This window comes from Pseudomonas sp. 2(2015) (assembly GCF_000955865.1).
Lineage (GTDB): Bacteria > Pseudomonadota > Gammaproteobacteria > Pseudomonadales > Pseudomonadaceae > Aquipseudomonas.
Window position 1 is genome coordinate 51,571 of sequence record NZ_JYOF01000021.1, and the last position, 21,236, is coordinate 72,806.

General features: G+C 63.1%; 16 protein-coding genes. 5 read left to right on the plus strand and 11 right to left on the minus strand.

Annotated elements, in window-relative coordinates:
- The first annotated feature begins 11 nt into the window (after positions 1–11).
- Positions 12–1,754 carry an autotransporter assembly complex family protein gene (locus UB48_RS23660; RefSeq protein ID WP_045201379.1) on the plus strand — a complete coding sequence of 581 codons (1,743 nt, stop codon included), beginning with the start codon at positions 12–14 and terminating at the stop codon, positions 1,752–1,754.
- Positions 1,751–5,425 (plus strand): translocation/assembly module TamB domain-containing protein, encoded by a 3,675-nt coding sequence (locus tag UB48_RS23665; RefSeq protein ID WP_045201380.1) that lies wholly within the window; start codon positions 1,751–1,753, stop codon positions 5,423–5,425. The genes UB48_RS23660 and UB48_RS23665 overlap by 4 nt, the downstream gene beginning before the upstream one ends.
- A gap of 12 nt (positions 5,426–5,437) precedes the next feature.
- On the opposite strand, the gene UB48_RS23670 is transcribed toward UB48_RS23665, so the two are convergent.
- The 4 genes from UB48_RS23670 to UB48_RS23685 all read right to left on the minus strand — a co-directional run bounded on the left by UB48_RS23670 (position 5,438) and on the right by UB48_RS23685 (position 7,952).
- The gene (locus UB48_RS23670) at positions 5,438–5,971 is read right to left on the minus strand and encodes a DUF2589 domain-containing protein (RefSeq protein WP_045201500.1); all 534 of its coding nucleotides are present in this window, start codon (positions 5,969–5,971) and stop codon (positions 5,438–5,440) included.
- A gap of 104 nt (positions 5,972–6,075) precedes the next feature.
- A complete protein-coding gene (locus UB48_RS23675; RefSeq protein ID WP_045201381.1) occupies positions 6,076–6,729 on the minus strand; it encodes a DUF2589 domain-containing protein in 654 nt (217 codons plus the stop codon).
- A gap of 81 nt (positions 6,730–6,810) precedes the next feature.
- Entirely contained in the window at positions 6,811–7,191 is a 381-nt protein-coding gene (locus tag UB48_RS23680) for a Mor transcription activator family protein (RefSeq protein WP_045201382.1), read from the minus strand.
- 299 nt (positions 7,192–7,490) lie between these two features.
- Positions 7,491–7,952 carry a hypothetical protein gene (locus tag UB48_RS23685; protein ID WP_275560657.1) on the minus strand — a complete coding sequence of 154 codons (462 nt, stop codon included), beginning with the start codon at positions 7,950–7,952 and terminating at the stop codon, positions 7,491–7,493.
- Positions 7,953–8,110: 158 nt separating this feature from the next.
- Here UB48_RS23685 and UB48_RS23690 point away from each other — a divergent pair, with 158 nt between their 5' ends.
- Positions 8,111–8,299: a hypothetical protein gene (locus UB48_RS23690; protein ID WP_038996058.1), complete on the plus strand. Its 189-nt coding sequence runs from the start codon at positions 8,111–8,113 to the stop codon at positions 8,297–8,299.
- Positions 8,300–8,336: 37 nt separating this feature from the next.
- Here UB48_RS23690 and UB48_RS23695 read toward each other — a convergent pair whose 3' ends face one another.
- Positions 8,337–8,723 carry a fe2+ zn2+ uptake regulation protein gene (locus UB48_RS23695; protein ID WP_045201383.1) on the minus strand — a complete coding sequence of 129 codons (387 nt, stop codon included), beginning with the start codon at positions 8,721–8,723 and terminating at the stop codon, positions 8,337–8,339.
- 243 nt (positions 8,724–8,966) lie between these two features.
- Between UB48_RS23695 and UB48_RS23700 the strand changes: the two genes are divergently transcribed.
- On the plus strand, positions 8,967–11,258 hold the full coding sequence (locus tag UB48_RS23700; protein WP_045201384.1) for an acylase: 2,292 nt from the start codon (positions 8,967–8,969) through the stop codon (positions 11,256–11,258).
- 1 nt (position 11,259) lies between these two features.
- On the opposite strand, the gene yegQ is transcribed toward UB48_RS23700, so the two are convergent.
- Complete coding sequence (gene yegQ, locus UB48_RS23705; protein WP_045201385.1) at positions 11,260–12,579, minus strand: tRNA 5-hydroxyuridine modification protein YegQ; 1,320 nt, start codon at positions 12,577–12,579, stop codon at positions 11,260–11,262.
- A 122-nt stretch (positions 12,580–12,701) separates the two neighbouring features.
- Between yegQ and UB48_RS23710 the strand changes: the two genes are divergently transcribed.
- Complete coding sequence (locus UB48_RS23710; RefSeq protein WP_045201386.1) at positions 12,702–13,766, plus strand: AI-2E family transporter; 1,065 nt, start codon at positions 12,702–12,704, stop codon at positions 13,764–13,766.
- Here the strand turns inward: UB48_RS23710 and UB48_RS23715 are convergent.
- From UB48_RS23715 to nuoK, 5 genes are all read right to left on the minus strand, one after another.
- Positions 13,763–15,817, minus strand: a complete 2,055-nt coding sequence (locus UB48_RS23715) for a TonB-dependent receptor (RefSeq protein ID WP_045201387.1) — start codon at positions 15,815–15,817, stop codon at positions 13,763–13,765. The genes UB48_RS23710 and UB48_RS23715 overlap by 4 nt on opposite strands.
- Before the next feature lie 210 nt (positions 15,818–16,027).
- On the minus strand, positions 16,028–17,497 hold the full coding sequence (gene nuoN / locus UB48_RS23720; RefSeq protein ID WP_045201388.1) for an NADH-quinone oxidoreductase subunit NuoN: 1,470 nt from the start codon (positions 17,495–17,497) through the stop codon (positions 16,028–16,030).
- A gap of 7 nt (positions 17,498–17,504) precedes the next feature.
- Positions 17,505–19,037: an NADH-quinone oxidoreductase subunit M gene (gene nuoM, locus UB48_RS23725; protein ID WP_045201389.1), complete on the minus strand. Its 1,533-nt coding sequence runs from the start codon at positions 19,035–19,037 to the stop codon at positions 17,505–17,507.
- 39 nt (positions 19,038–19,076) lie between these two features.
- Entirely contained in the window at positions 19,077–20,930 is a 1,854-nt protein-coding gene (gene nuoL, locus UB48_RS23730; RefSeq protein WP_038996051.1) for an NADH-quinone oxidoreductase subunit L, read from the minus strand.
- A complete protein-coding gene (gene nuoK / locus UB48_RS23735) occupies positions 20,927–21,235 on the minus strand; it encodes an NADH-quinone oxidoreductase subunit NuoK (RefSeq protein WP_028944232.1) in 309 nt (102 codons plus the stop codon). Before nuoK ends, nuoL begins: the two co-directional genes overlap by 4 nt.
- Between the last annotated feature and the right edge of the window lies 1 nt (position 21,236).

Sequence of the window (21,236 nt, forward strand, 5' to 3'; positions counted from 1 at the left end):
CATCCGCGCCTATGACGTATTCAGGACGATTCACCTGCGGTTTGATTCTATGGGTTGCCAGCATCGGCGCGTATGCGCAAAGCGAGCTGGTGGTCCGGGTCAAACCTGCCAATAACGAACTCAAGGCCAATGTCGAAGGCTATATCGGCAGCCTTGGTAAACGCGATGAAGAGGCGCTGCTGCGCTTCAGCCGCGGCGCAGTCGAGCAGGCGCGCAAGGCCTCCCAGGCCCTGGGCTATTACCAGGCGCAGATTGATAGCGAGGTCAAGCCAGCGGCCAAGGCCGACAAGGGCCCGCAACTGGTATTGAGCATCGATCCCGGCGAGCCGGTGCACCTGCGTGATGTGACCATCCGAATCGACGGCCCGGCCAGCGAGCTCAAGGCCTTTCGCATTCCCGACAGCAAGGCGCTGCGCTCAGGCGCGGTGCTCAACCATGGCCATTACGAAGACGCCAAGCGCCTGATCCAGAACCAGGCCTCGCGCTATGGCTTTTTCAGCGGCCATTTCGTTCGCCAGCGCCTGGCGGTCGATCCCCAGGCCGGTGTCGCCGACATCGAGCTGATCTACGCCAGCGGCCCGCGCTACCGCCTGGGCAAGGTCAGCTTCGCCGGCGATACACCGCTCGATGAAGACCTGCTGCAACGCATGGTGCCGTTCAAGGCCGACACCCCCTACGATTCCGAGCTGATCGCCGAGCTCAACAACGCCCTGCAATCGAGCGGCTACTTCGAAGGCGTACGGGTCGATGCCGCGCCCACTGCCGCGGTCGAGCAGAGCATCCCGGTGGCTGTCCAACTCGACACCCGCAAGCCACGGACCATGGGCCTGGGCCTGGGTTTTTCGACCGACGTCGGGCCGCGCGGCAAGGCCAACTGGACCCGCCACTGGGTCAACCCGCAAGGCCATAGTTATGGCTGGGAGACCGAGCTGTCGGCGCCGCGGCAGAACGTCGGCCTGTGGTACGACATTCCGCTCGACCCGCCGCTGACCGACAAACTGCGTTTTGCCGGCGGCTACCAGAATGAAGAAATCGCCGGCACCGACACCGTGAGCAAGCTGCTCACGGTCGGCCCGGAATGGCACAGCAAACTGCCCAGCGGCTGGCAGCGGGTCATTTCGCTCAAGTACCAGCGCGAAGAGTACAAGCTCGGTGACGACTCGGGCCTGAGCAACCTGCTGATGCCCGGCATCAGCTATTCCTACCTGCGCAGTGACAACCGTATCGACCCGCACAACGGGTACCGCTTGCAGTTCGATGTACAGGCAGCCAAGGAGGGGCTGGTGTCCGACACCAACCTGCTGCACGCCAATGTGTTGCTCAAGGGCTTGACCACCCTCGGCCAGAACCATCGCTTCCTCGGCCGTGTGCAGTTCGGCGGTAGCGCCACCAACAGCTACAAGAATTCCGTTCCGCCGTCGCTGCGCTTCTTCGCCGGTGGTGACCAGAGCGTGCGGGGCTACGATTATCAGACCCTGTCGCCAAAGAACTCCGATGGCGATCGCATCGGCGGCCGTTACCTGGTGGCCGCCAGCGCCGAGTACCAGTATTCGGTTGCCGAGAAATGGCGGGTGGCGACCTTCGTCGACCAGGGCAACTCATTCAACAATCTGGAGCTTCCCAGCCTCAAGACCGGTGTCGGTATTGGTGTGCGCTGGGTGTCTCCGGTCGGGCCGCTGCGTCTGGATCTGGCCCGCGCGCTGGACGACGACGGCGGTTTGCGTTTGCACTTCTCCATGGGGCCGGAACTGTGAGTCGGGTTATCAAATTCATCGTTCTTGGCCTGCTGGCCTTGCTGCTGTTGCTGGTGCTGGGTGTCGGCCTGGTGCTCGGTACTCAGGCCGGCAGCCGCTGGGCACTGGGGCTGGTGCCGGGGCTGCAACTGGATAACTTTCAGGGCCGCCTGGCCGGGCAGTGGCAGGCCGAGCGCTTGCTGTGGGAACAAGGCGGCGATCGCGTCGAGCTGGTCGCGCCGGCATTGGCCTGGTCGCCGGCCTGCCTGCTGCGTATGACCCTGTGCATCGAGCGGCTGGAAACCGATCAGGTCAACCTGGCCTTTACTCCCGGCGAGCCGAAGCCCGACAGCGGGCCGTTGCAACTGCCGCAACTCAAGCTGCCGCTGGCCATTGAGCTTGGCAGTGTGCGCATCGGCCAGCTACGCCTGGATGGCAACGAACAGCTCAGCCAGTTGCAACTGGCCGCGCACTGGACCACCGGCGGGCTACAGATCGACAGCCTGCAACTGCAACGCGATGATCTCAAGCTGAACCTGCAGGGCCTGCTCAAGCCCGAAGCCGATTGGCCGTTGCAGGCCCAGGGGCAACTGCAGTTGCCCAGTGTCGACGGGCAACCCTGGCAACTGGCGTTGCAGGTCGACGGCGACCTGCAGAAAACCCTCAAGCTCACGGCTGACAGCAGCGGTTATCTGCAAGCGCGCCTGAGCGGCGAGCTGCAGGCACTGGCGCAGAATCTGCCAGCGCAACTGCAGATCAGCAGCGAGGCGTTCAAACCTTCGGCCGCGCTGCCCGACACCTTGCAACTGAACCAGTTGCAACTGAGCGCCAAGGGCAACCTGCAAAACGGCTATCAACTGCTCGGTTCAGCCAGCCTGCCTGCCGAACAGGGCCCGGTGGCGCTCAAGCTGCAAGGCCGGGTTGATGCCAAGGGTGCAGAAGTCAGCGCCCTGGACCTCAGTGCCAGCGCCGAGCAGGCGCTCAAGCTCAAGGCCAAGGCCGACTGGCAGCAAGGCCTGAGCGCAGACGCCAGCATCGACTGGCTGGATTTTCCCTGGCTGCGCCTGTATCCCATGAACCCGGCACCGGAAGTTTCCCTGCGCCGCTTCACCGGCCAGGTGCAATACCGCGATGGCAACTACCAGGGCGAATTCAACGGCGACCTGGACGGCCCGGCAGGCACCTTCAGCCTCAGTAGCCCGTTCAAGGGCGACCTCAAGCAAGTCAGCCTGGCGCAGCTTCAACTGAGCGCGGGCCAAGGCAAGGCCACCGGCAGTGTCGGCGTGCAGTTTGCCGATGGCGTGGCCTGGGATGCCGCGCTGGAGCTGTCGGCGCTGAACCCGGCGTACTGGCTGGCCGAGTTGCCCGGCACCCTGGCTGGCCCCTTGCGCAGCAAGGGCGAGATGAAAAACGGCGAGTTGCGTCTGGATGCCGAGCTTGACCTCAAGGGTCGACTGCGTGGCCAGCCCGCTGTGCTCAAAGCGCTGGCGCAAGGGGCAGGGCAGCAATGGACCCTGGGCACCCTGGACATCCGCCTGGGCGACAACCACATCAATGGCAGTGGCAGCCTGCAACAGCGTCTGGCCGGTCAGATCGATATCAACCTGCCACGCCTGGGCCAGCTCTGGCCGCAGCTGCAAGGCCAGGTCAAGGGCCGCCTGGAGGTTGCCGGTACCTTGCAGGCCCCCCAAGGCAGCTTCGTTCTGCAGGGCCAGCAACTGGCCCAGGCTGACAATCGCGTGCAGCGACTGAGCCTGGATGCACGTCTGGACAACGCCCAACGTGCACTCATCGACCTTGAGGCCGGCAGTATTCGCCTGGGCGATACCAGCCTGGGGATGCTCACGGCCAAGGGCAGCGGTGATGTTCGTCAGCAAAAGCTGCAACTGGCCCTGGACGGGCCGCAGCTCAAGCTTGACCTGGGCCTGGATGGGCAACTGGACAAGGGCAACTGGCGCGGGCGCCTGGCAAGCGGCGAAATCCAGGCCGGTGGCCAGGACTGGCGCCTGCAGGCGCCGGCAAAACTGCAGCGCCTGGCCAGCGGCCAGGTGGAGTTCGGCGCCCATTGCTGGCGTTCCGGCCAGGCCAGCCTGTGCGGCGAAGACCAGCGCCTGGCGCCCGAGCCACGCCTGCGCTATCACCTCAAGCAGTTCCCGCTGCAGAGCCTGGCGCAGTGGCTGCCCAAGGATTTTGCCTGGCAGGGCCTGCTCAATGCCGACATCAACCTCGATGTGCCGGCCAGCGGGCCCAAGGGCACCATCCTCATCGATGCCAGCGGCGGCACCTTGCGCGTGCGTGAAAAGGACCAATGGCTGGACTTCCCCTACCAGACCCTGCGCCTGCAAAGCACCCTGGGCCCGCGGCGCATCGATACCCGCCTGGACTTTCACGGTGACAAGCTCGGCGAGCTGGCGGTCAATACCCGGCTTGACCCGTTGGCAAAGAACAAACCGTTGAGCGGTGACTTCCGCCTCAGCGGCCTGGACCTGGCCATCGGCCGTCCGTTTGCGCCGATGGTCGAGCGTTTGAATGGCCAGCTCAATGGCAGCGGGCGCCTGTCTGGCACTTTGCTGGCGCCTCAGGTCAATGGCAGCCTGAACCTTGTACATGGCGAAATCAGCGGTGCCGAGCTGCCGATCAGCCTTCAGGACCTGCAACTGCAAGCGTTGATCGCCGGCGAACAGGTCCAGCTCAACGGCAGCTGGAAAAGCGGCGAAAGCGGCCAGGGCAGCCTGAACGGGCAGATCGGCTGGGGCCAGGCCCTGGCTGTAAACCTGGCGCTGCAGGGCCAGCGCCTGCCGGTCAACGTCGAACCCTATGCGGCCCTCGAAGTGGCCCCGGACCTGAAAATCAGCCTGATTGACGACAAGCTTGCGGTGACTGGCAAGGTGCTGGTGCCCAAGGGCAAGATCACCGTGCGTGAACTGCCGCCGTCGACGGTCAAGGTCTCCGATGACACGGTGATCCTCGGTCACCAGACCGAGGAGGGCAAAGCGCCGATGGCCATGGCCATGGATATCGACGTGCAGGTGGGCCAGGACAAGCTCTCGTTCAGCGGCTTTGGCCTTACCGCCAACCTGCTCGGGCACGTGCATATCGGCGACAACCTCGATACCCGCGGCGAACTGAGCCTGGCCGATGGTCGCTACCGTGCCTATGGCCAGCGCCTGACCATCCGCCGTGCGCGCTTGCTGTTTGCCGGCCCTATCGATCAGCCGTACCTGGACATCGAGGCAATTCGCAAGACCGATGACGTGATTGCCGGCATCCGCTTGAGCGGCAGCGCCGAGCAGCCCACCACCCAGGTGTTCTCGGAGCCGGCCATGAGCCAGGAGCAGGCCTTGTCCTACCTGGTGCTCGGCCGGCCGCTGGGCACCACTGGCGAAGATAACAACATGCTCGCCGAAGCGGCGCTCGGCCTGGGCCTGGCGGGCAGTGCCGGGATCACCGGCAGCCTGGCCTCGAGCCTGGGCATCGATGACTTCCAGCTCGACACCCAGGGCAGCGGCAACAACACGGCGGTGGTCGCCAGCGGCAACCTGACCGAGCGCTTGAGCCTGCGTTACGGGGTGGGTGTGTTCGAGCCGGCCAACACCATCGCCTTGCGCTACAAGCTCAGCAAGAAGGTTTACCTGGAGGCGGCCAGTGGCCTGGCCAGTTCCCTGGATATCTTTTACAAACGTGATTTCTAGAGGCGCCAATGATCAGCGCACGGTCGCCGCTGCGATGAACTCGTTGCTGTCGATCGTGGGTTGGGCCGGCGTGGACACCCGCTGCGGAGTGATCAGGCTGGTGTACTCCTCGATCAGCCGGTTCAACGCTTCCGGTGGCTCACAGGCCTGGAACTGCATGCGGATCTGTACTTCATCGGGGTCGCGTGCGGCATCGCCGTTGCGTTTGCCCTGGCTGCCGACCGTCACATAGAAGCGTTCGCGCTGCAGGTTTTCACTGGCATCGGTGGTCTCGGTGTTTTGAATCCGTACCGACAGGTCGACCTGCATGCGCTCCAGTGCCAGCCCGCGTGGTGAAACCAGCGCGATCAATGGAATCTGCATCTTGTGCTGATCATCCATCGCCACTTCGACCATCTTGGCCTTCATCGGGGTCCCGAGCGCCTCGACGTCATAATCGAAAAACTGGTCGAACAGCTTGATGTATTGCTGGGCAATCAGGTTGTTGGTGGCTGCGGCGGCCTCTTGCAGGCCGCGGGTAATATCACAGAGGTCGCTGGCGGTAATGGGGGCGTTCACTGCCGAGGTTTGGTCCAATCGTTCCCACTCCTTGTGCTCGTCAGCAGGCCTCTCGAGCATGAGAGGCCTGGGTTTTTATTTATGCTGCACGATCAGATAGCTGTTTCTTTGCGGCTTTCCTGTTCGTCAGGCATCGGCAGTGCCGAAACCGGCATCGCATCGAGGTTTTGCGCGGTGGCATCGGCCATGACCACAGGCTTGGTCGCAGCGTCGGTGAGAAAGTCGATGACCCGCATCAGCGCCTCGGGTGGGTCCTGGCGGCGTACCTTGGTGTTGAAGGCGTAACGTGCACGGGTATCGGTTTTGCGCGTTTGAGTGGATTTGTGGCTGACCTGGCCTTTGACATTGAGCCTGAATTTGCCCCAGCCCAGCGACGCGCCGAAACTTGCCTCTTTGCCGCTCTCTTCGGTGCTCTCGGCTTGCTGGCTGATGGTCAGTTCGAATTCGATGTTGCCTTCTTCGATGACGATGTTGGGGTGAGTGACCGCTGCCAGCAGCGGGATCTGCATCTTCTTCGAGACAGTTCCCTTGTACACCCCTTGTTCATCGGTGATGGTTTCGTCGTAGTCGAATTGAATGGCGACGGCTTTGCCATTCTGGATGCACACGCCCATAAGAAAGTCGGCGTACGACTTGCTTGCCGAAATCTGCGCCTGGATCATCGCCTGCAGAGGTCCCGAGATCATCCGGTCCAGTGGCAAGGCGTTCATTACCGAGCCGATCAGGCCATTGTCGATTGTTGCCATCAGAGATTTCCTTGTCTTGACTGCACATCATTGTGCGGGGTTGCCTTGAATGCCGGAGTTATCGGCTCAAGTCGATGACGCTTAGCGCGGGCAGGGTTCCTGGCGACGGATATTGCCGATCTGGCGCAGGCTCAATCCGTACTTGTTGGCGAGCATGCTGCGTGACAGACCGTCGGCGCTTTCCTGCTGGATTTGCTGGTTGCGCAGCTGGCGCAGAAAATGGTCAACCTTGGGGATCTCCAGGGCCATGCCGGCGAAGCGCTTGATCAGCGCATCCAGCGCCGGCGCCGGGAGAATTTCCGCCAGTGCGGTGCGTTCGCGGTGCTTGGGGATGTACTTGGGGCGCCCGCCAAAGGCGCAGGTCAGGTTGTAGGCATTCTCGATACCCAGGCATTCGATCAGCATCTGCAGCGAGTGGGGCAGTTGTTCGATATCGATACGGTTCAGGTCGCTCAGTTCCATGGTGACTTCCTTGTAGGCGATAGTTCGGCACCTTGATGATCCGTGCCAGGCAGCTAGGGCCATTGCAGGCAGCGTCAATGCGACAAATCGCATCTGTCTGTCGTGGCTTGAGCTGGATTCTCGGCTACTGGGCGGAAGGCGGGCTAGGCAGCAAGTGGGGCGGCAAGGGAGGGCTTTATGTACGCTTTCTGTAGGACGAACCATGCCGATGGGTGGGAAATGAATTGCGACGTAAGCGCAACGCCTTGATTACCGGTTGCCATGGCGATGGTGACCTTCCCAGGTTGAGCCACCCATGCTTACTCGCAAGGGCGTGCCAGCAACAGGCTGACCTGGCCCAGGTAGGGGGTTGGATGGTTGACGCCCTGTTCGGGGAAACTGCGCCAGTCGACCCACACGCACAGGGCGGTCAACGCCTGCGTGCCAGCCTTGCCGATGACCCTGGGGTGAAAGTCGCGGCGATAGCGCACCTGCGTCTGCTTCAACGGTCGTGCCTGATCGGCGCTGGCCAGGGTGCTGGCTACCAGTGCCGGAATTTGTGCCTGGGGCACATCGAAATGCTCGGTGTGCGGGTTGCTGTGCAGATGCCCGGCCTGTCGGCTGCGTTGCCAGAGTTGTTGCCACTGGCTACTGCCGGCGCTGTGCGCCAATTGTGCAGCCAGTTCCAGCAGCAAAGCCTGAGGTTGGGATTCGGTGGGCAGGGCATGGGCATTGAGGGGGCTGAGCAGCGCCAGGCTGAGCAGCAGGGTTCGCATCGACATGGTGATCCTTGCGTTGGTCTGGGCAGTCGTCCGGGAAGCCATGTTGGCAATGCTGCGGGGCGGGCAGAAGCGGGAAATAGTCCGCTGCCTGCGGGTGACGTTGTATCATGCGCTCGGCCCGCTTCGGGGCTTTTCGCCGATGTCGCAAGGAACTACCCATGACTCAAGGTCAACGCCTGAAATACTCCATCCTGATCTCCCTGCTGGTGCTGGGGATCATGCTCGGACTGTCCTACCTGCAAAAGCAGGGCACCATCAGCGAGCAAGTGTTCCAGTACATCGCCATAGGCGTGGCGGTGGTTGTGGTGGTGGTCAACGGCATCATGCGCCGCAAGGTCAAGCCCTGAGGCGGTAAGCGCGGCCGGCTGCGCGCCGGCCGGTCGCTCAACGGCAGGTGGCTTGCTCCAGTACCGCGCGGGCCTGGGGGTTGAGGCTGTAGCACTTGTCGTTGCCCAGGCTGATCACGCCTTCGGCGCACAAACGCTTGAGCACTTCGCGAACGCTGAGGAACGACAACGGAATATCCAGCTGTTCGAGCTGGCTGTGGACCCCGCGCACGCCGATACTGCGGCCATCGCGATCGGCCATGTGCAGGGCATCGATGACCTTCAGGCGGATCAGGCTGGTACGCAGGCCAAAGGCCTTGAGCAGCTCGCGGATGTGTTCATTGCCAGGGCGCTCGTGCTCGCCGGCTTCGGTTCTTGCAGTCACCGGTTGGCTCTTTGTGCGTCCAGGGCCAGCGGTTAGCGCTGGCTGTGGCTGGTTGTACATGTGAATGCTCCATTTCTTGGCCTGTCCAGGTAAGCAAAAGTGTTTGCCTACACCTATAAGACGAATGAGCGCGGCAAAACTGCAGTACCTGATGAAAAAAATCTTCAGCCTCACCCTCTAAAGACGTATTGAGCGGCGCAAACCGGTAAATTTATTTGGCGTATTTCGTTCAGTCAGGACGACCTTTCCCCTGATTGAGCTGGAGTGCGCGTGATCAAGCCCTTTCCCTTAGCGACCCTTTGTATGGCCGGGCTGCTTGCCGGCCTGAGCCTGTCCGTCCAGGCGCGCGTGGCGCCGGGTGATGCCAGCGCTGAAATCCGCCGCAGCAGTTACGGCGTGCCGCACATCCTGGCCAGGGACGAGCAGGGCTTGGGGTACGGTATCGGCTATGCCTATGCACAAGACAACCTGTGCCTGCTGGCCAACGAGGTGGTCACCGTCAATGGCGAGCGTTCGCGTTACTTCGGGCCAGAACAGCGCACCTTCGAGCAGCGCGAAAACCTGCCCAGCGACCTGTTCTTCAATTGGCTGAATACGCCAACGGCGGTGTTCGGCTTCTGGCAGGCACAACCGCCGGCCATGCGTGCACGGCTCGAAGGCTATGCCAAGGGCTACAACCGCGCGCTGGCCGAGCTCAAGGCCCAGGGGCAGGGCGTGCAGTGCCTGCAGGCCGAATGGCTACGGCCGATCACCACCCTCGACCTGGTCAAGCTGACTCGCCGCTTGCTGGTCGAAGGCGGTGTCGGCCAGTTCGCCGAAGCACTGGTCGGGGCCACACCGCCGAATGTCGTCGCCCAATTGCGCCCCGACCTGCGCGTTGCCCAGTTGCGCCAGGAGCAATTTGCCGTCGAGCGCGGCAGCAATGCCGTGGCCATCGGTGCCGAGCGCTCGTTCAACGGTCGCGGCATGCTCCTGGCCAATCCGCACTTTCCCTGGGCCGGCGGCATGCGCTTTTATCAGATGCAGCTGACCCTGCCGGGCCAGCTCGATGCCATGGGCGCGGCCCTGCCGGGCTTGCCGCTGATCAACATCGGTTTCAACCAGCACCTGGCCTGGACCCACACGGTCGACACCTCCAAGCACTTCACCCTGTACCGGCTGGAGCTCGACCCCAAGGACCCGACCCGCTACCTGCTCGACGGCAAGTCGCAGGCCTTGACCCAGCAGCGCCTGAACGTGACGGTCAAGGGCGCGGACGGCCAGCTCAAGCCGGTGACCCGTGAGGTCTACAGCTCGGTGTTCGGCCCGATCGTGCAATGGCCGGGGCGTCTGGACTGGAACAAGCAGTACGCCTTCAGCCTGCGTGATGCCAACCTCGAAAACACCCGGGTGCTGGCGCAGTGGGATGCGATGAACCGCGCCGACAGCCTGAAAAGCCTGCAAGCTTCGGTGCAGCGCCTGCAGGGCATTCCCTGGGTCAATACCCTGGCGGTGGACGCCAAGGGTCAGGCGCTGTACTTGAATCAGTCGGTGGTGCCGTACGTCGATGCCGCCTTGCTGGCCAGCTGCAGCGACCCGGCCGCCGGGCAGGAGATGATCGTGCTCGACGGTTCGCGCAGTGCCTGCAACTGGAAGGTCGACCCGCGGGCCGCCCAGGCAGGCATCTTCCCCGCGCAACTGCTGCCGAGCCTGAGCCGCAAGGACTTCGTCCAGCATTCCAACGACTCGGCCTGGATGGTCAACCCGGCCACACCGTTGCAGGGCTATTCGCCGCTGGTCAGCCGCGAAGACCAACCCTTGGGCCCGCGCAGCCGCTTTGCCCTGCAGCGCCTGGCGAGCCTGAGCGAGAAGGGCAAGATCAGCCCGGCGGACCTGCAGCAGATGGTCATGGACAACCAGGTGTATGTCGCCGAGCTGGTCATGCCCGACCTGCTCAACTGGTGCGCCGCGCAAGCGGCAGATGCCCAGCTCGGCGCGCTGTGTACCAGCCTCAAGGCCTGGGACCTGCGCGCCAACCTCGACAGTGGCCTTGGCCTGGTGCATTTCCAGAACATCTTGCAGGCCTTGCAGGGGCGCAAGGACATCTGGCGTGTTGGTTTCGACGCCGCCGATCCGCAACACACGCCGCGCGGGCTGGCCGTTGATCGCGCCGAGGTGGCCAGCGCTTTGCGTCAGGCAGCCCTGGCTTCAGTTGCGCAGGTAAGCAAGGCCGGTTTCGCCGAGGACGCGCGCTGGGGGCAGATCCAGCAGGCTGCCGATGGCACGCCGATCCACGGTGGGCCGGCAAGCCTTGGCGTGTACAACGCAATCCAGAGCGTACCGGTCGCCGCCGACAAGCGCCTGGTAGTCAGCGGTACCAGCTACCTGCAGCTGGTGACCTTCGATGACCAGGGCCCGCATGCGCTGGGGATGCTGGCGTTCTCCGAGTCCAGCGAAGCGGGTTCGGCCCATGCCAGCGACCAGACCCGCGCGTTCTCGGCCAAGCAGTGGCAGGTGATTCCGTTCACCGAGGCGCAGATCAAGGCCGATCCGCAGTACCGCTTGCAAGTGATTCGCGAGGTTGAAAGCGCGACGGTGGCCACGTCCGCGCCTTGATTCAGTCAACCAGATCCCTGAGCAGCAAACCGAAGGCCAGGTCTACCTGCTCGGGGATCGGTAAATACACTGTGTGTCCATCCCCCGGTGCTACCTCGATTTCGTCACCCTGGCGATTGCGCAACTGATGCAAGTCGAAGTGGTAGTTGCCCTTGGGTGTCATCAGTTCCAGGTGATCACCCACAGCAAAACGGTTCTTCACCCGCACTTCAGCCAGGCCATTGACCCGCTCGCCGCTCAGTTCGCCGACAAACTGCTGGCGTTCGGACACCGAGTTGCCGCGCTGGTAGTTCTGATATTCGTCATGCACGTGCCGGCGCAGGAAACCTTCGGTATAGCCGCGCTGGGCCAGTGACTCGAGGTTGAGCATCAGGTTGCGATCGAACTCACGCCCGGCTGCCGCGTCATCGATGGCCTGGCGATACACCTGGGCAGTGCGCGCGCAGTAGAAGTGCGACTTGGTCCGGCCCTCAATCTTCAGCGAATGCACGCCCATGCGCGTCAGCCGCTCGACATGTTGCACCGCGCGCAGGTCCTTGGCGTTCATGATGTAGGTGCCGTGCTCGTCTTCGAACGCCGGCATGTCTTCGCCCGGGCGGTTGCTTTCCTGCAGCACGAACACCTGCTCGGTCGGCGCGCCGAGGCCCAGGGTCGGCTCCACTTCGCGAACGATTTCACCGGTGACATTCTCGCTGGCCGCGGTGGCTGTGTATTGCCAGCGGCAGGCGTTGGTGCAACTGCCCTGGTTGGCATCGCGGCGGTTCAGATAACCCGACAGCAGGCAGCGACCGGAGTAGGCCATGCACAGCGCGCCGTGGACGAACACTTCCAGCTCCATCTGCGGCACCTGCTGGCGAATCTCCTCGATCTCTTCCAGCGACAGCTCGCGCGACAGGATTACCCGGGTCAGACCCTGGCTGCGCCAGAACTCGACGCTGGCCCAGTTCACCGTGTTGGCCTGCACCGAGAGGTGAATCGGCATCTGCGGGAAGTGCTGGCGCACCAGCATGATCAGCCCCGGGTCGGACATGATCAGTGCATCCGGGGCCATTTCGATCACTGGCGCCAGGTCCTTGAGGAAGGTCTTGAGCTTGGCGTTGTGCGGGGCAATGTTGACCACCACGTAGAAGCGCTTGCCCTGGGACTGGGCTTCCTTGATGCCCAAGGCAAGGTTGGCGTGGTCGAATTCGTTGTTGCGCACACGCAGGCTGTAGCGCGGCTGCCCGGCATACACGGCATCGGCGCCGTAGGCGAAGGCATAGCGCATGTTCTTCAGTGAGCCGGCGGGGGCGAGCAGTTCGGGTTTGGCGAGAAGGGTCATGATCGGGTCGCGGCAAAAGGCGCGGATGCTACGCCGGCTGCAGCGAGTGTTTATTGATCTGCATCAACGGCACTTTTGGCAATGCCCGGCGCACTAATGAATAGAACGCACAAGGAGCGCACATGAACGAAACCGTCATGCAACACAAGGCGTTACTGGCACTGCTGGTGCTGGTGACCATCGCTTTCATCTGGATTCTCCTGCCGTTCTATGGCGCGGTGTTCTGGGCGGTGATCCTCGGTATCGTCTTCGCCCCGCTGCAGCGCCGCCTGCTGGCGCGCCTGGGCTGGCGGCGCAATCTGGCGGCCGGGCTGACTTTGTTCATCTGCCTGGTGATTGCAATTTTACCGGTGATCATCATCAGTACCCTGCTGGTGCAGGAGGGCGCGGCGCTGTACAAGAACATCGAAAGCGGCGAGCTGGACCTGGCCGGCTACCTCGAGCGCTTCAAGAACATCCTCCCGGCCTTTGTGCAGAACTTCCTCGAGCGCATGGGCATGGGCGACCTGGCCGGCCTGCGCGATAAAATCACCAAGGGCGCCATGCAAGGCAGCCAGTTCTTCGCCACTCAGGCTTTCAGCTTCGGCCAGGGCACCTTCGATTTTCTGGTGAGCTTCGGCATCATGCTTTACCTGCTGTATTTCTTCCTGCGTGACGGCGCCGAGCTGGTGCGCAAGATCCGCACCGCGGTGCCGCTGGCCGAACAGCAAAAGCGCCGTCTGCAACTGAAGTTCAACCGCGTGGTACGCGCCACGGTCAAGGGCAACCTGCTGGTAGCGGTGACCCAGGGCGCCCTGGGCGGGATCATCTTCTGGATTCTCGACATCCCCAGCGCCTTGGTCTGGGGCGTGCTGATGGCTTTTCTGTCACTGTTGCCGGCAGTGGGTGCAGGGATCGTCTGGGCGCCGGTGGCGGTGTACTTCGTCGCCACCGGCGCCTTCTGGCAAGGCGCGGTGCTGGCCGCCTTCGGCGTGTTCGTCATCGGCCTGGTGGACAACGTGCTGCGCCCGATCCTGGTGGGCAAGGACACCAAGATGCCCGATTACCTGATCCTGGTATCCACTCTGGGCGGCCTGGCGGTATTCGGCCTCAACGGTTTTGTCATCGGCCCGCTGATCGCCGCGCTGTTCATGTCCAGCTGGGCGATCTTCGTCTCGACCAAACCGCAGGTGCAATTGCCCAGTTAACGGAAGCTGTAGGACACCCCGGTATAGACCCCGAAGCCTTCGCCCGGGGTCGAGCGGGCAATGTCGGTACCGTTGTCGTTGTAGCCGGGGGTGACGGTGGCGGCATAGCGTTTGTTGGTCAGGTTGCGCAGGTCGAGCCAGGCTTGCCAGTCCTGTTTCGGCGAGTTGTAGCCCAGGGTGGCGCCGAGAATGGCATAGGCGTCGGTCGGGTAGCTGTTGGCGTAGTCGACCTGGACCTTGGAGGCCATCTGCGTGTTGATCCCTGCAAACAGGCCGTTGGGCAGGTCGAAGCGCAGTTCGGCCTGGTAGTAGTGCATGGGGATGCCCGGCAGGCGGTTGTCGCCGAAGCTGTCGTCGTCGCGGTAGTGGAAGTCGCTGAAGGTGTAGGCCTGGCGCAGGCTCAGCGTGCCGACCCCGGCGCGCTGCCACAGCAGGCTGTCAAGGCCGGCCTCGATGCCCTGGTGCACGGTCGGGCTGGCGTTGAACTCCTTGGCCGGCTGGCCTGGCACGATCTCCACCGCCAGCAGCTCATGGCGTACGTCCGAGTAATACCAGGCCAGGTCCCAGCGGCCGATGGCCGACTCGCCGCGGGCCCCCAGTTCCAGGGTAGTGGCGGTCTGGTTGTGCATTTCAATCGGTTGCGTGTTGCTGGTCGAGCTCCAGATCAGCGACCACGGGTGCGGCGGCTCCACCGAACGGCTGAGGTTGCCATAGACCTGCAACTGCGGGCTGATGTCGTAGCGCAGGCCCAGGCGCGGGGCGTAGTCCCAATCGCTCTGGCTGACCTTGCCGCCATTGTCGGGGTAGGTCACCGCGCTCTCGCGGCGGGTGTAGATCGCCGCCAGGCCACTGGTCAGCCACAGGTCGGGGATCAGTTCCAGTTCGTTGCCGACATGCAGGACAGTGTCCGAGCCCTGGTAGGTGAAGTCCCGGGTTTTTGCCCCGAATACGCCATTGGCCCGCGAGTATTGCGAAGCGCCGCTGTTGGGCAAGTGCTTGGTGGTGCGCCAGCCGACGGTGGTTTTGCTCTCGTGGCCGAACAGCGTGTGGCGGCGCTGATAATTCAGGGTGCCGCTAACGTCGGTGTAGGCGACCTTCAGGCGCATCGGGCCTTCGCGCAGGTCCATCGGATAATCGTGATAGACCAGGCCTGCTTCGAGCTGCGAATCGTCATCGAGATAGAAGGTGGTCTTGTTGCCCAGCCAGGTACTGCCCGGCTGCGGACGACTGTCGTCACGGCTCAGGTAGGCCGGGTTGGCCGCCCGCGGATCATACTTGATCTGCTCCTGGGTCAAGCGCCCGGCCAGATCATTCTCGGTCTCTCGATAACGCAGGTAGAAGCGGGTCTCCAGGTTCGGATTGAAGCGGTAGCCGACATTGGCGGCGATGCCCTTGCTGCTGCCGCTGCTGTGCCGCTGGTAGCCGTCGTATTCCGAATCGGTCAGCGCCACGTAGTAGTCCAGGTCGCCCAGGACCTGGCCGGAGCTGATCTGGCGTTTGGCATAGCCGCGACTGCCGAGCTCGTAGCGCAGTTGCAGCGGTGCAGCGTCGCGGCCGGTGTGGGTGATGTAGTCGATAGCGCCGCCCAGCGCCAACGCGCCGCGGTCGAAGCCGTTGGCACCGCGCAGCACTTCGGCGCGGCTCAGCCACAGTGGTTCGAACAGTTCATAGGGCGTGCCGCCCGGGCCGGTCAGCGGCAGGCCGTCGAACATCGTGTGCACGCCCGAGCCATGGGCGCCGGGGGCGCGGTTGATACCCGAACCCCGGATCGACAGCTTGATGCCGTCGTTGCCGGCCGACTGGGCGAACACCCCGGGCTGGTAAGCGAGCACATCCTGGTTGCTGGCGACCCGGCCTTGCTCCACCCGTTGCATGTCGATCAGGTTGCTGGCGCCAGGCACCTGCTGCAGGCGTTCGCGAGCATCTTGCAACTCGCTCTGCTCCTGTTCCTGGATCAGCACCTGGCCGAGTTCGATGCTATCGCTGGCCTGCACCGACGCGGCACAGGAGATCAGCAAGGCGAGGGAGGAGCGGGGTAGGGTGGGGTGCATCGATGGGGTTCCAGGACTGAGAGCGGGTATCTGACGTCGCAACTATCAGACGAAGCACAGTCACCGATCTGTACCGGCCTCATCGCTGGCAAGCCAGCTCCCACAGGATCATCACCAAATCCTGTGGGAGCTGGCTTGCCAGCGATGGTTGCAGAGCAGCCCAAAACAAAACACCCCGCCGAAGCGGGGTGTTTATCAGTGCCTGATCGATCAACCGATCAGTTGCAGGCCTGCATGCTGGACCATGTCCAGCAACGGCTGCGGGTACACGCCCAGGACGAAGGCGAGGATGGCGATGGCCAGCAGCATCACGCCGCCGGTGCGCTGTTCCCAGTTCAGCGGGGCGTCGTGACGACGCAGGTTTGGCTCGATCAGGTACAGGGTGACCATCACGCGCAGGTAGTAGAACACGCCGATGGCACTACCGATCACCAGGGCACCGACCAGCCACCACAGCTGCGACTCGACGCCGGTAGCGATGATGTAGAACTTGCCGATGAAGCCTGCGGTCAGCGGGATACCGGCCAGCGACAGCATCATCACGGTCAGCACCGCGGTCAGGTACGGACGGCGCCAGAACAGGCCGCGGTACTCGTACAGGGCGTCGGCGTCACGACCGTTGTATGGCGAGGACATCAGGGTGATGACGCCGAAGGCACCGAGGCTGGTGATCACGTAGGTGACCAGGTACACGCCGATGGCTTCGACCGCCAGGCCCTTGCTCGCCACCAGGGCGATCAGCAGGTAACCGAAGTGGGCGATCGAGGAGTAACCGAGCAGGCGCTTGAGGTTGCTCTGGGTCAGCGCCAGCAGGTTACCGATCAGGATCGAGGCCACGGCGATCACCGACAGCACGGTGGTCAATACGCCGCTGCTGGCCGCAGGGGAGATCATGAACAGGCGTACGACGACGGCGAACACCGCGACCTTGCTGGCGGTGGCCAGGAAGGCGGCGACCGGTGCCGGAGCACCTTCGTAGACGTCCGGGGTCCACAGGTGGAACGGCACCAGCGACAGTTTGAACGCCAGGCCGACCAGCATCATGCCCAGGCCCAGCTGGGCGATCATGCTTGGCATGCTGGTGGCCGCCAGGGCCTTGCCAATGCCGTCGAAGCTCAGGCTGCCAGCGTCGGCATACAACAGCGCCATGCCGAACAGCAAGAAGGCGGAACCTGCGGCCGAGAGCACCATGTACTTGATGCCGGCTTCCAGCGAACGCTTGTTGAAGAAGGCATAGGCGACCAGGCCATAGACCGGTACCGAGAGCAGCTCAAGGCCGATGAACAGGCCAGCCAGGTGCTGCGCGCTGACCAGTACCAGACCGCCCAGGGCGGACATCAGGATCAGCAGGTACAGCTCTTCGCGGTTGCCCGGGTAGCCTTTGCCGCCATCACCCAGGTAGGCGTGGGCGAGGGTGACGCAAGCCAGGGTGGCAACCAGGATCAGCGCCATGTACAGGCAGGCGAAGTTGTCGATGGTCAGCAGCGGGGTGACTGCCAGGGGCGCAACCTTCAGCGCCGGGATGATCGACAGCAGGGCCAGGTTCAGGCCCACGGTCGACAGCAGGAAGGTTTGCGAGTGGTTGCGCCGCCAGGCGATCGCCAGCATCACCACGACCGTGGTGATGGTGGTGATCAGCAGCGGCGCAAGCGCGATAAAGTGTTGAATCGTCAGGTCCATAGCGCTCTTACCGGGCCGAAGCGAGTTGAGTGAAAGCGGAACCCAGCCACTGCTGTACACCACTCATGGTGGCGGCAGAAGTGTCCAGGAACGGCTGTGGGTAGACGCCCAGCAGGATCAGCAGGCCAGCCAGGCCCAGCACCATGATCAGTTCGCGGGTGTCCATGCCAGCCAGGACTTCATCGGATTTGGCCGGGCCGAAGTAGGCGCGGTGAATCATGATCAGCGAGTACACCGAACCGAACACCAGGCCGGAAGTAGCGATCACGGTGACCCACGGCGAAGCGACGAAGCTGCCGATCAGGATCAGGAATTCGCCAACGAAGTTACCGGTGCCTGGCAGGCCCAGGGAGGCGGCGGCGAAGAACAGGCTGATGGCCGGCAGGTAGGCAATGCGGTGCCACAGGCCGCCCATCTGACGCATGTCACGGGTATGCAGGCGCTCGTACAGCTGGCCGCTGAGAATAAACAGTGCCGCTGCCGACAGGCCGTGAGCCAGCATCTGGATCACCGCGCCTTGCAGGGCCTGCTGGCTGCCGGAGTAGATACCGATCAGCACGAAGCCCATGTGCGAAACGCTGGAGAAGGCGATCAGGCGCTTGATGTCGGTCTGTGCGAAGGCCAGGAAAGCACCGTAGAAAATCCCGATCAGACCCAGGGTCATGGCGATCGGCGCAAACTCGGCCGAAGCGTTCGGGAACAACGGCAGGGCGAAACGCAGCAGGCCGTAGGCCGCAGTCTTCAGCAAGATACCGGCGAGGTCGACGGAACCTGCGGTCGGTGCCTGGGCGTGAGCGTCAGGCAGCCAGGAGTGGAACGGCACAACCGGCAGCTTGACCGCGAAGGCGATGAAGAAGCCGAGCATCAGCAGGTACTCGGTGCCCGCCGGCAAGTCGGCCTTGAGCAACTGGGTGTAGTCGAAGGTGATCACACCGGTGTTGCTGTAGTTGACCAGTACCAGACCAAGGATCGCCACCAGCATGATCAGGCCGCTGGCCTGGGTGAAGATGAAGAACTTGGTGGCGGCGTAGATCCGGGTCTTCTTGCCATCCGAGGAGCTGTGACCCCAGAGCGCGATGAGGAAATACATCGGCACCAGCATCATTTCCCAGAAGAAGAAGAACAGGAACAGGTCCAGGGCCAGGAACACACCGACCACGCCGCCCAGGATCCACATCAGGTTGAGGTGGAAGAAGCCGACGTGGCGAGTGATCTCTTTCCACGAGCACAGTACCGAGAGCACACCGAGCAGGCCGGTGAGCAGGATCATCAGCAGCGACAGGCCATCGAGGGCCAGGTGCAGGCTGATGCCGAAGCGTTCGATCCACAGCACTTTGAATTCGAACGCCCACTCGGGCGCGGCGCCCGGTGCAGGGGCCAGGGTGTAGTCCCCATTGGCCCACAGCCAGAGGCCGATACCAAGCAGCAGGGACATGGTCAGCAGCGCAATCCAGCGCGGCAGGGTGGCGCCGAAGCGCTCACCCAGCCAGCACAGCAGGCCGCCGATGAAGGGGATCAGGATCAGCCAAGGCAAAATCATGACGGGCTCAATTCCTTTCGCAAAGTCGCAAGGTTCATATCAGACCGCAGCCATAACAACGGCACCGAGCACAAGCACGGCACCTACGGCGATCGAAGCGGTGTACCAGCGCAGCTGACCGGTTTCGGTTTTGCTCATGGCGGCATGACCGCCCTTCGCCATACGCGGAATCAGGCCAATGCTGCGGTCAACCGGATCCTTGCGCAGGATGTGGCTGATCAGCAGGTAAGGTTTGACGAACAGCTTGTCGTAGATCCAGTCGAAGCCCCAGGCGGCGAACCACCAGGCCGACAGCACACGACCGATGCCGCTGTTGGCAATCGCGGTAACCAGGCGACGCTTGCCCAGGAACAGCATCGCCGCCAGCAGGATACCGGCGATGGCGATGGCGCCCGAGGCGATTTCCAGGCTGTGCTTGGCTTCGCCGCCGGCATGGCCGACGCTCTGCGGCAGCACGCCCGCCAGCGGTGGATGAATCCAGGCACCGACGAAGGTCGACAGCACGATCAGCACGCCCAGCGGCAGCCAGTGGGAAATCCCGTGGCCGGCGTGAGCTTCGGTCTTGGCTTCGCCGTGGAAGGCGATGAAGATCAGGCGGAAGGTGTACAGCGAGGTCATGAAGGCACCGACCAGGCCGGCGTACAGCAGACCGTTGTTGCCGCTGGCGAAGGCTTCCCAGAGGATCTCGTCTTTCGAGTAGAAGCCGGCGGTCAGCAGCGGCAGGGCAGCCAGGGCGGCACCACCGACGATGAAGCTGGCGTAGGCCAGTGGCAGTTTCTTCCACAGGCCGCCCATCTTGAAGATGTTCTGCTCGTGGTGGCAGGCAACGATCACCGCACCGGAAGCAAGGAACAGCAGGGCCTTGAAGAAGGCGTGGGTCATCAGGTGGAAGATCGCGCCTTCCCAGGCACCAACGCCCAGGGCCAGGAACATGTAGCCGATCTGGCTCATGGTCGAGTAGGCGAGGATGCGCTTGATGTCGGTCTGCACCAGGGCGGCAAAGCCGGCCAGCACCAGGGTCACGCCGCCGACCACACCGACCAGGTGCAGCACGTCAGGGGCCAGGGCGAACAGGCCGTGGGTACGGGCAATCAGGTAAACGCCCGCGGTCACCATGGTTGCCGCGTGGATCAGTGCCGAAACCGGGGTAGGGCCGGCCATCGCGTCGGCAAGCCAGGTCTGCAGCGGCAGCTGGGCCGATTTACCGACCGCGCCACCGAGCAGCATCAGGGTTGCCAGGACCATCCAGAAATCACCCGCCTGGAATTTCTGCGGGGCCAGCACCAGCAGTTCCTGAACGTTCAGGGTGCCCAGTTGCTGGAACAGGATGAACAGGCCGATGGCCATGAACACGTCGCCGATTCGGGTGACGATGAAGGCTTTGAGTGCGGCGTTACCGTTGTTGCGGTTGCTGTAGTAGAAACCGATCAACAGGTACGAACACAGGCCCACGCCTTCCCAACCGAAGTAGATGAACAGCAGGTTGTCGCCCAGGATCAGGAACAGCATGCTGGCAATGAACAGGTTGGTGTAGGCGAAGAAGCGCGAGTAGCCGGCTTCACCGCGCATGTACCAGGAGGCGAACAGGTGGATCAGGAAGCCGACGCCGACCACCACGCCAAGCATGGTCACCGACAGGCCGTCCAGGTACAGGGTGAAGTTCGGCGCAAAGCCGTCCACCGACATCCACTGCCAGAGCAGCTGGCTGTACGCGCCGCCTGCAGGCGGGGCGACATTGAACTGCCAGATCACGTAGGCGGCGACGATGGCCGAGAGGCCCACCGAACCGACGCCAACCAGCGCCGACAGGTTCTCGGACCAGCGGCCGCGCGAGAACGACAGCAGCAGGAAGCCGATCAGGGGGAATACGAACGTCAGAAAGAGAAGGTTCATCCGCGCATCTCACTGGCAGCATCGATATCGAGAGTGTGGAAGCGGCGATACAGCTGCAACAGGATCGCCAGGCCGATACTGGCCTCGGCCGCTGCCAGGCTGATCACCAGGATGAACATGATCTGTCCATCCGGTTGCGCCCAGCGGCTGCCGGCGACGATGAAAGCCAGTGCCGAGGCGTTCATCATGATTTCCAGGCTCATCAACACGAAAAGAATATTGCGGCGCACCATCAGGCCGACAAGGCCGAGGCAGAACAGGATGCCGGCGACGGCCAGGCCATGTTCGAGAGGAATTGCTGGCATG

Excerpts from the sequence above, each read along its gene's own strand:
- nuoN (WP_045201388.1), bottom strand. The coding sequence starts at position 17,497 with ATGGACCTGACGATTCAACACTTTATCGCGCTTGCGCCGCTGCTGATC.
- nuoM (WP_045201389.1), bottom strand. The coding sequence starts at position 19,037 with ATGATTTTGCCTTGGCTGATCCTGATCCCCTTCATCGGCGGCCTGCTG.
- UB48_RS23710 (WP_045201386.1), top strand. The coding sequence starts at position 12,702 with ATGAACGAAACCGTCATGCAACACAAGGCGTTACTGGCACTGCTGGTG.
- nuoL (WP_038996051.1), bottom strand. The coding sequence starts at position 20,930 with ATGAACCTTCTCTTTCTGACGTTCGTATTCCCCCTGATCGGCTTCCTG.
- UB48_RS23715 (WP_045201387.1), bottom strand. The coding sequence starts at position 15,817 with ATGCACCCCACCCTACCCCGCTCCTCCCTCGCCTTGCTGATCTCCTGT.
- UB48_RS23660 (WP_045201379.1), top strand. The coding sequence starts at position 12 with ATGACGTATTCAGGACGATTCACCTGCGGTTTGATTCTATGGGTTGCC.
- yegQ (WP_045201385.1), bottom strand. The coding sequence starts at position 12,579 with ATGACCCTTCTCGCCAAACCCGAACTGCTCGCCCCCGCCGGCTCACTG.
- UB48_RS23675 (WP_045201381.1), bottom strand. The coding sequence starts at position 6,729 with ATGGCAACAATCGACAATGGCCTGATCGGCTCGGTAATGAACGCCTTG.
- UB48_RS23700 (WP_045201384.1), top strand. The coding sequence starts at position 8,967 with ATGGCCGGGCTGCTTGCCGGCCTGAGCCTGTCCGTCCAGGCGCGCGTG.
- UB48_RS23690 (WP_038996058.1), top strand. The coding sequence starts at position 8,111 with ATGACTCAAGGTCAACGCCTGAAATACTCCATCCTGATCTCCCTGCTG.
- UB48_RS23685 (WP_275560657.1), bottom strand. The coding sequence starts at position 7,952 with ATGTCGATGCGAACCCTGCTGCTCAGCCTGGCGCTGCTCAGCCCCCTC.
- UB48_RS23680 (WP_045201382.1), bottom strand. The coding sequence starts at position 7,191 with ATGGAACTGAGCGACCTGAACCGTATCGATATCGAACAACTGCCCCAC.
- nuoK (WP_028944232.1), bottom strand. The coding sequence starts at position 21,235 with ATGCCAGCAATTCCTCTCGAACATGGCCTGGCCGTCGCCGGCATCCTG.
- UB48_RS23695 (WP_045201383.1), bottom strand. The coding sequence starts at position 8,723 with ATGTACAACCAGCCACAGCCAGCGCTAACCGCTGGCCCTGGACGCACA.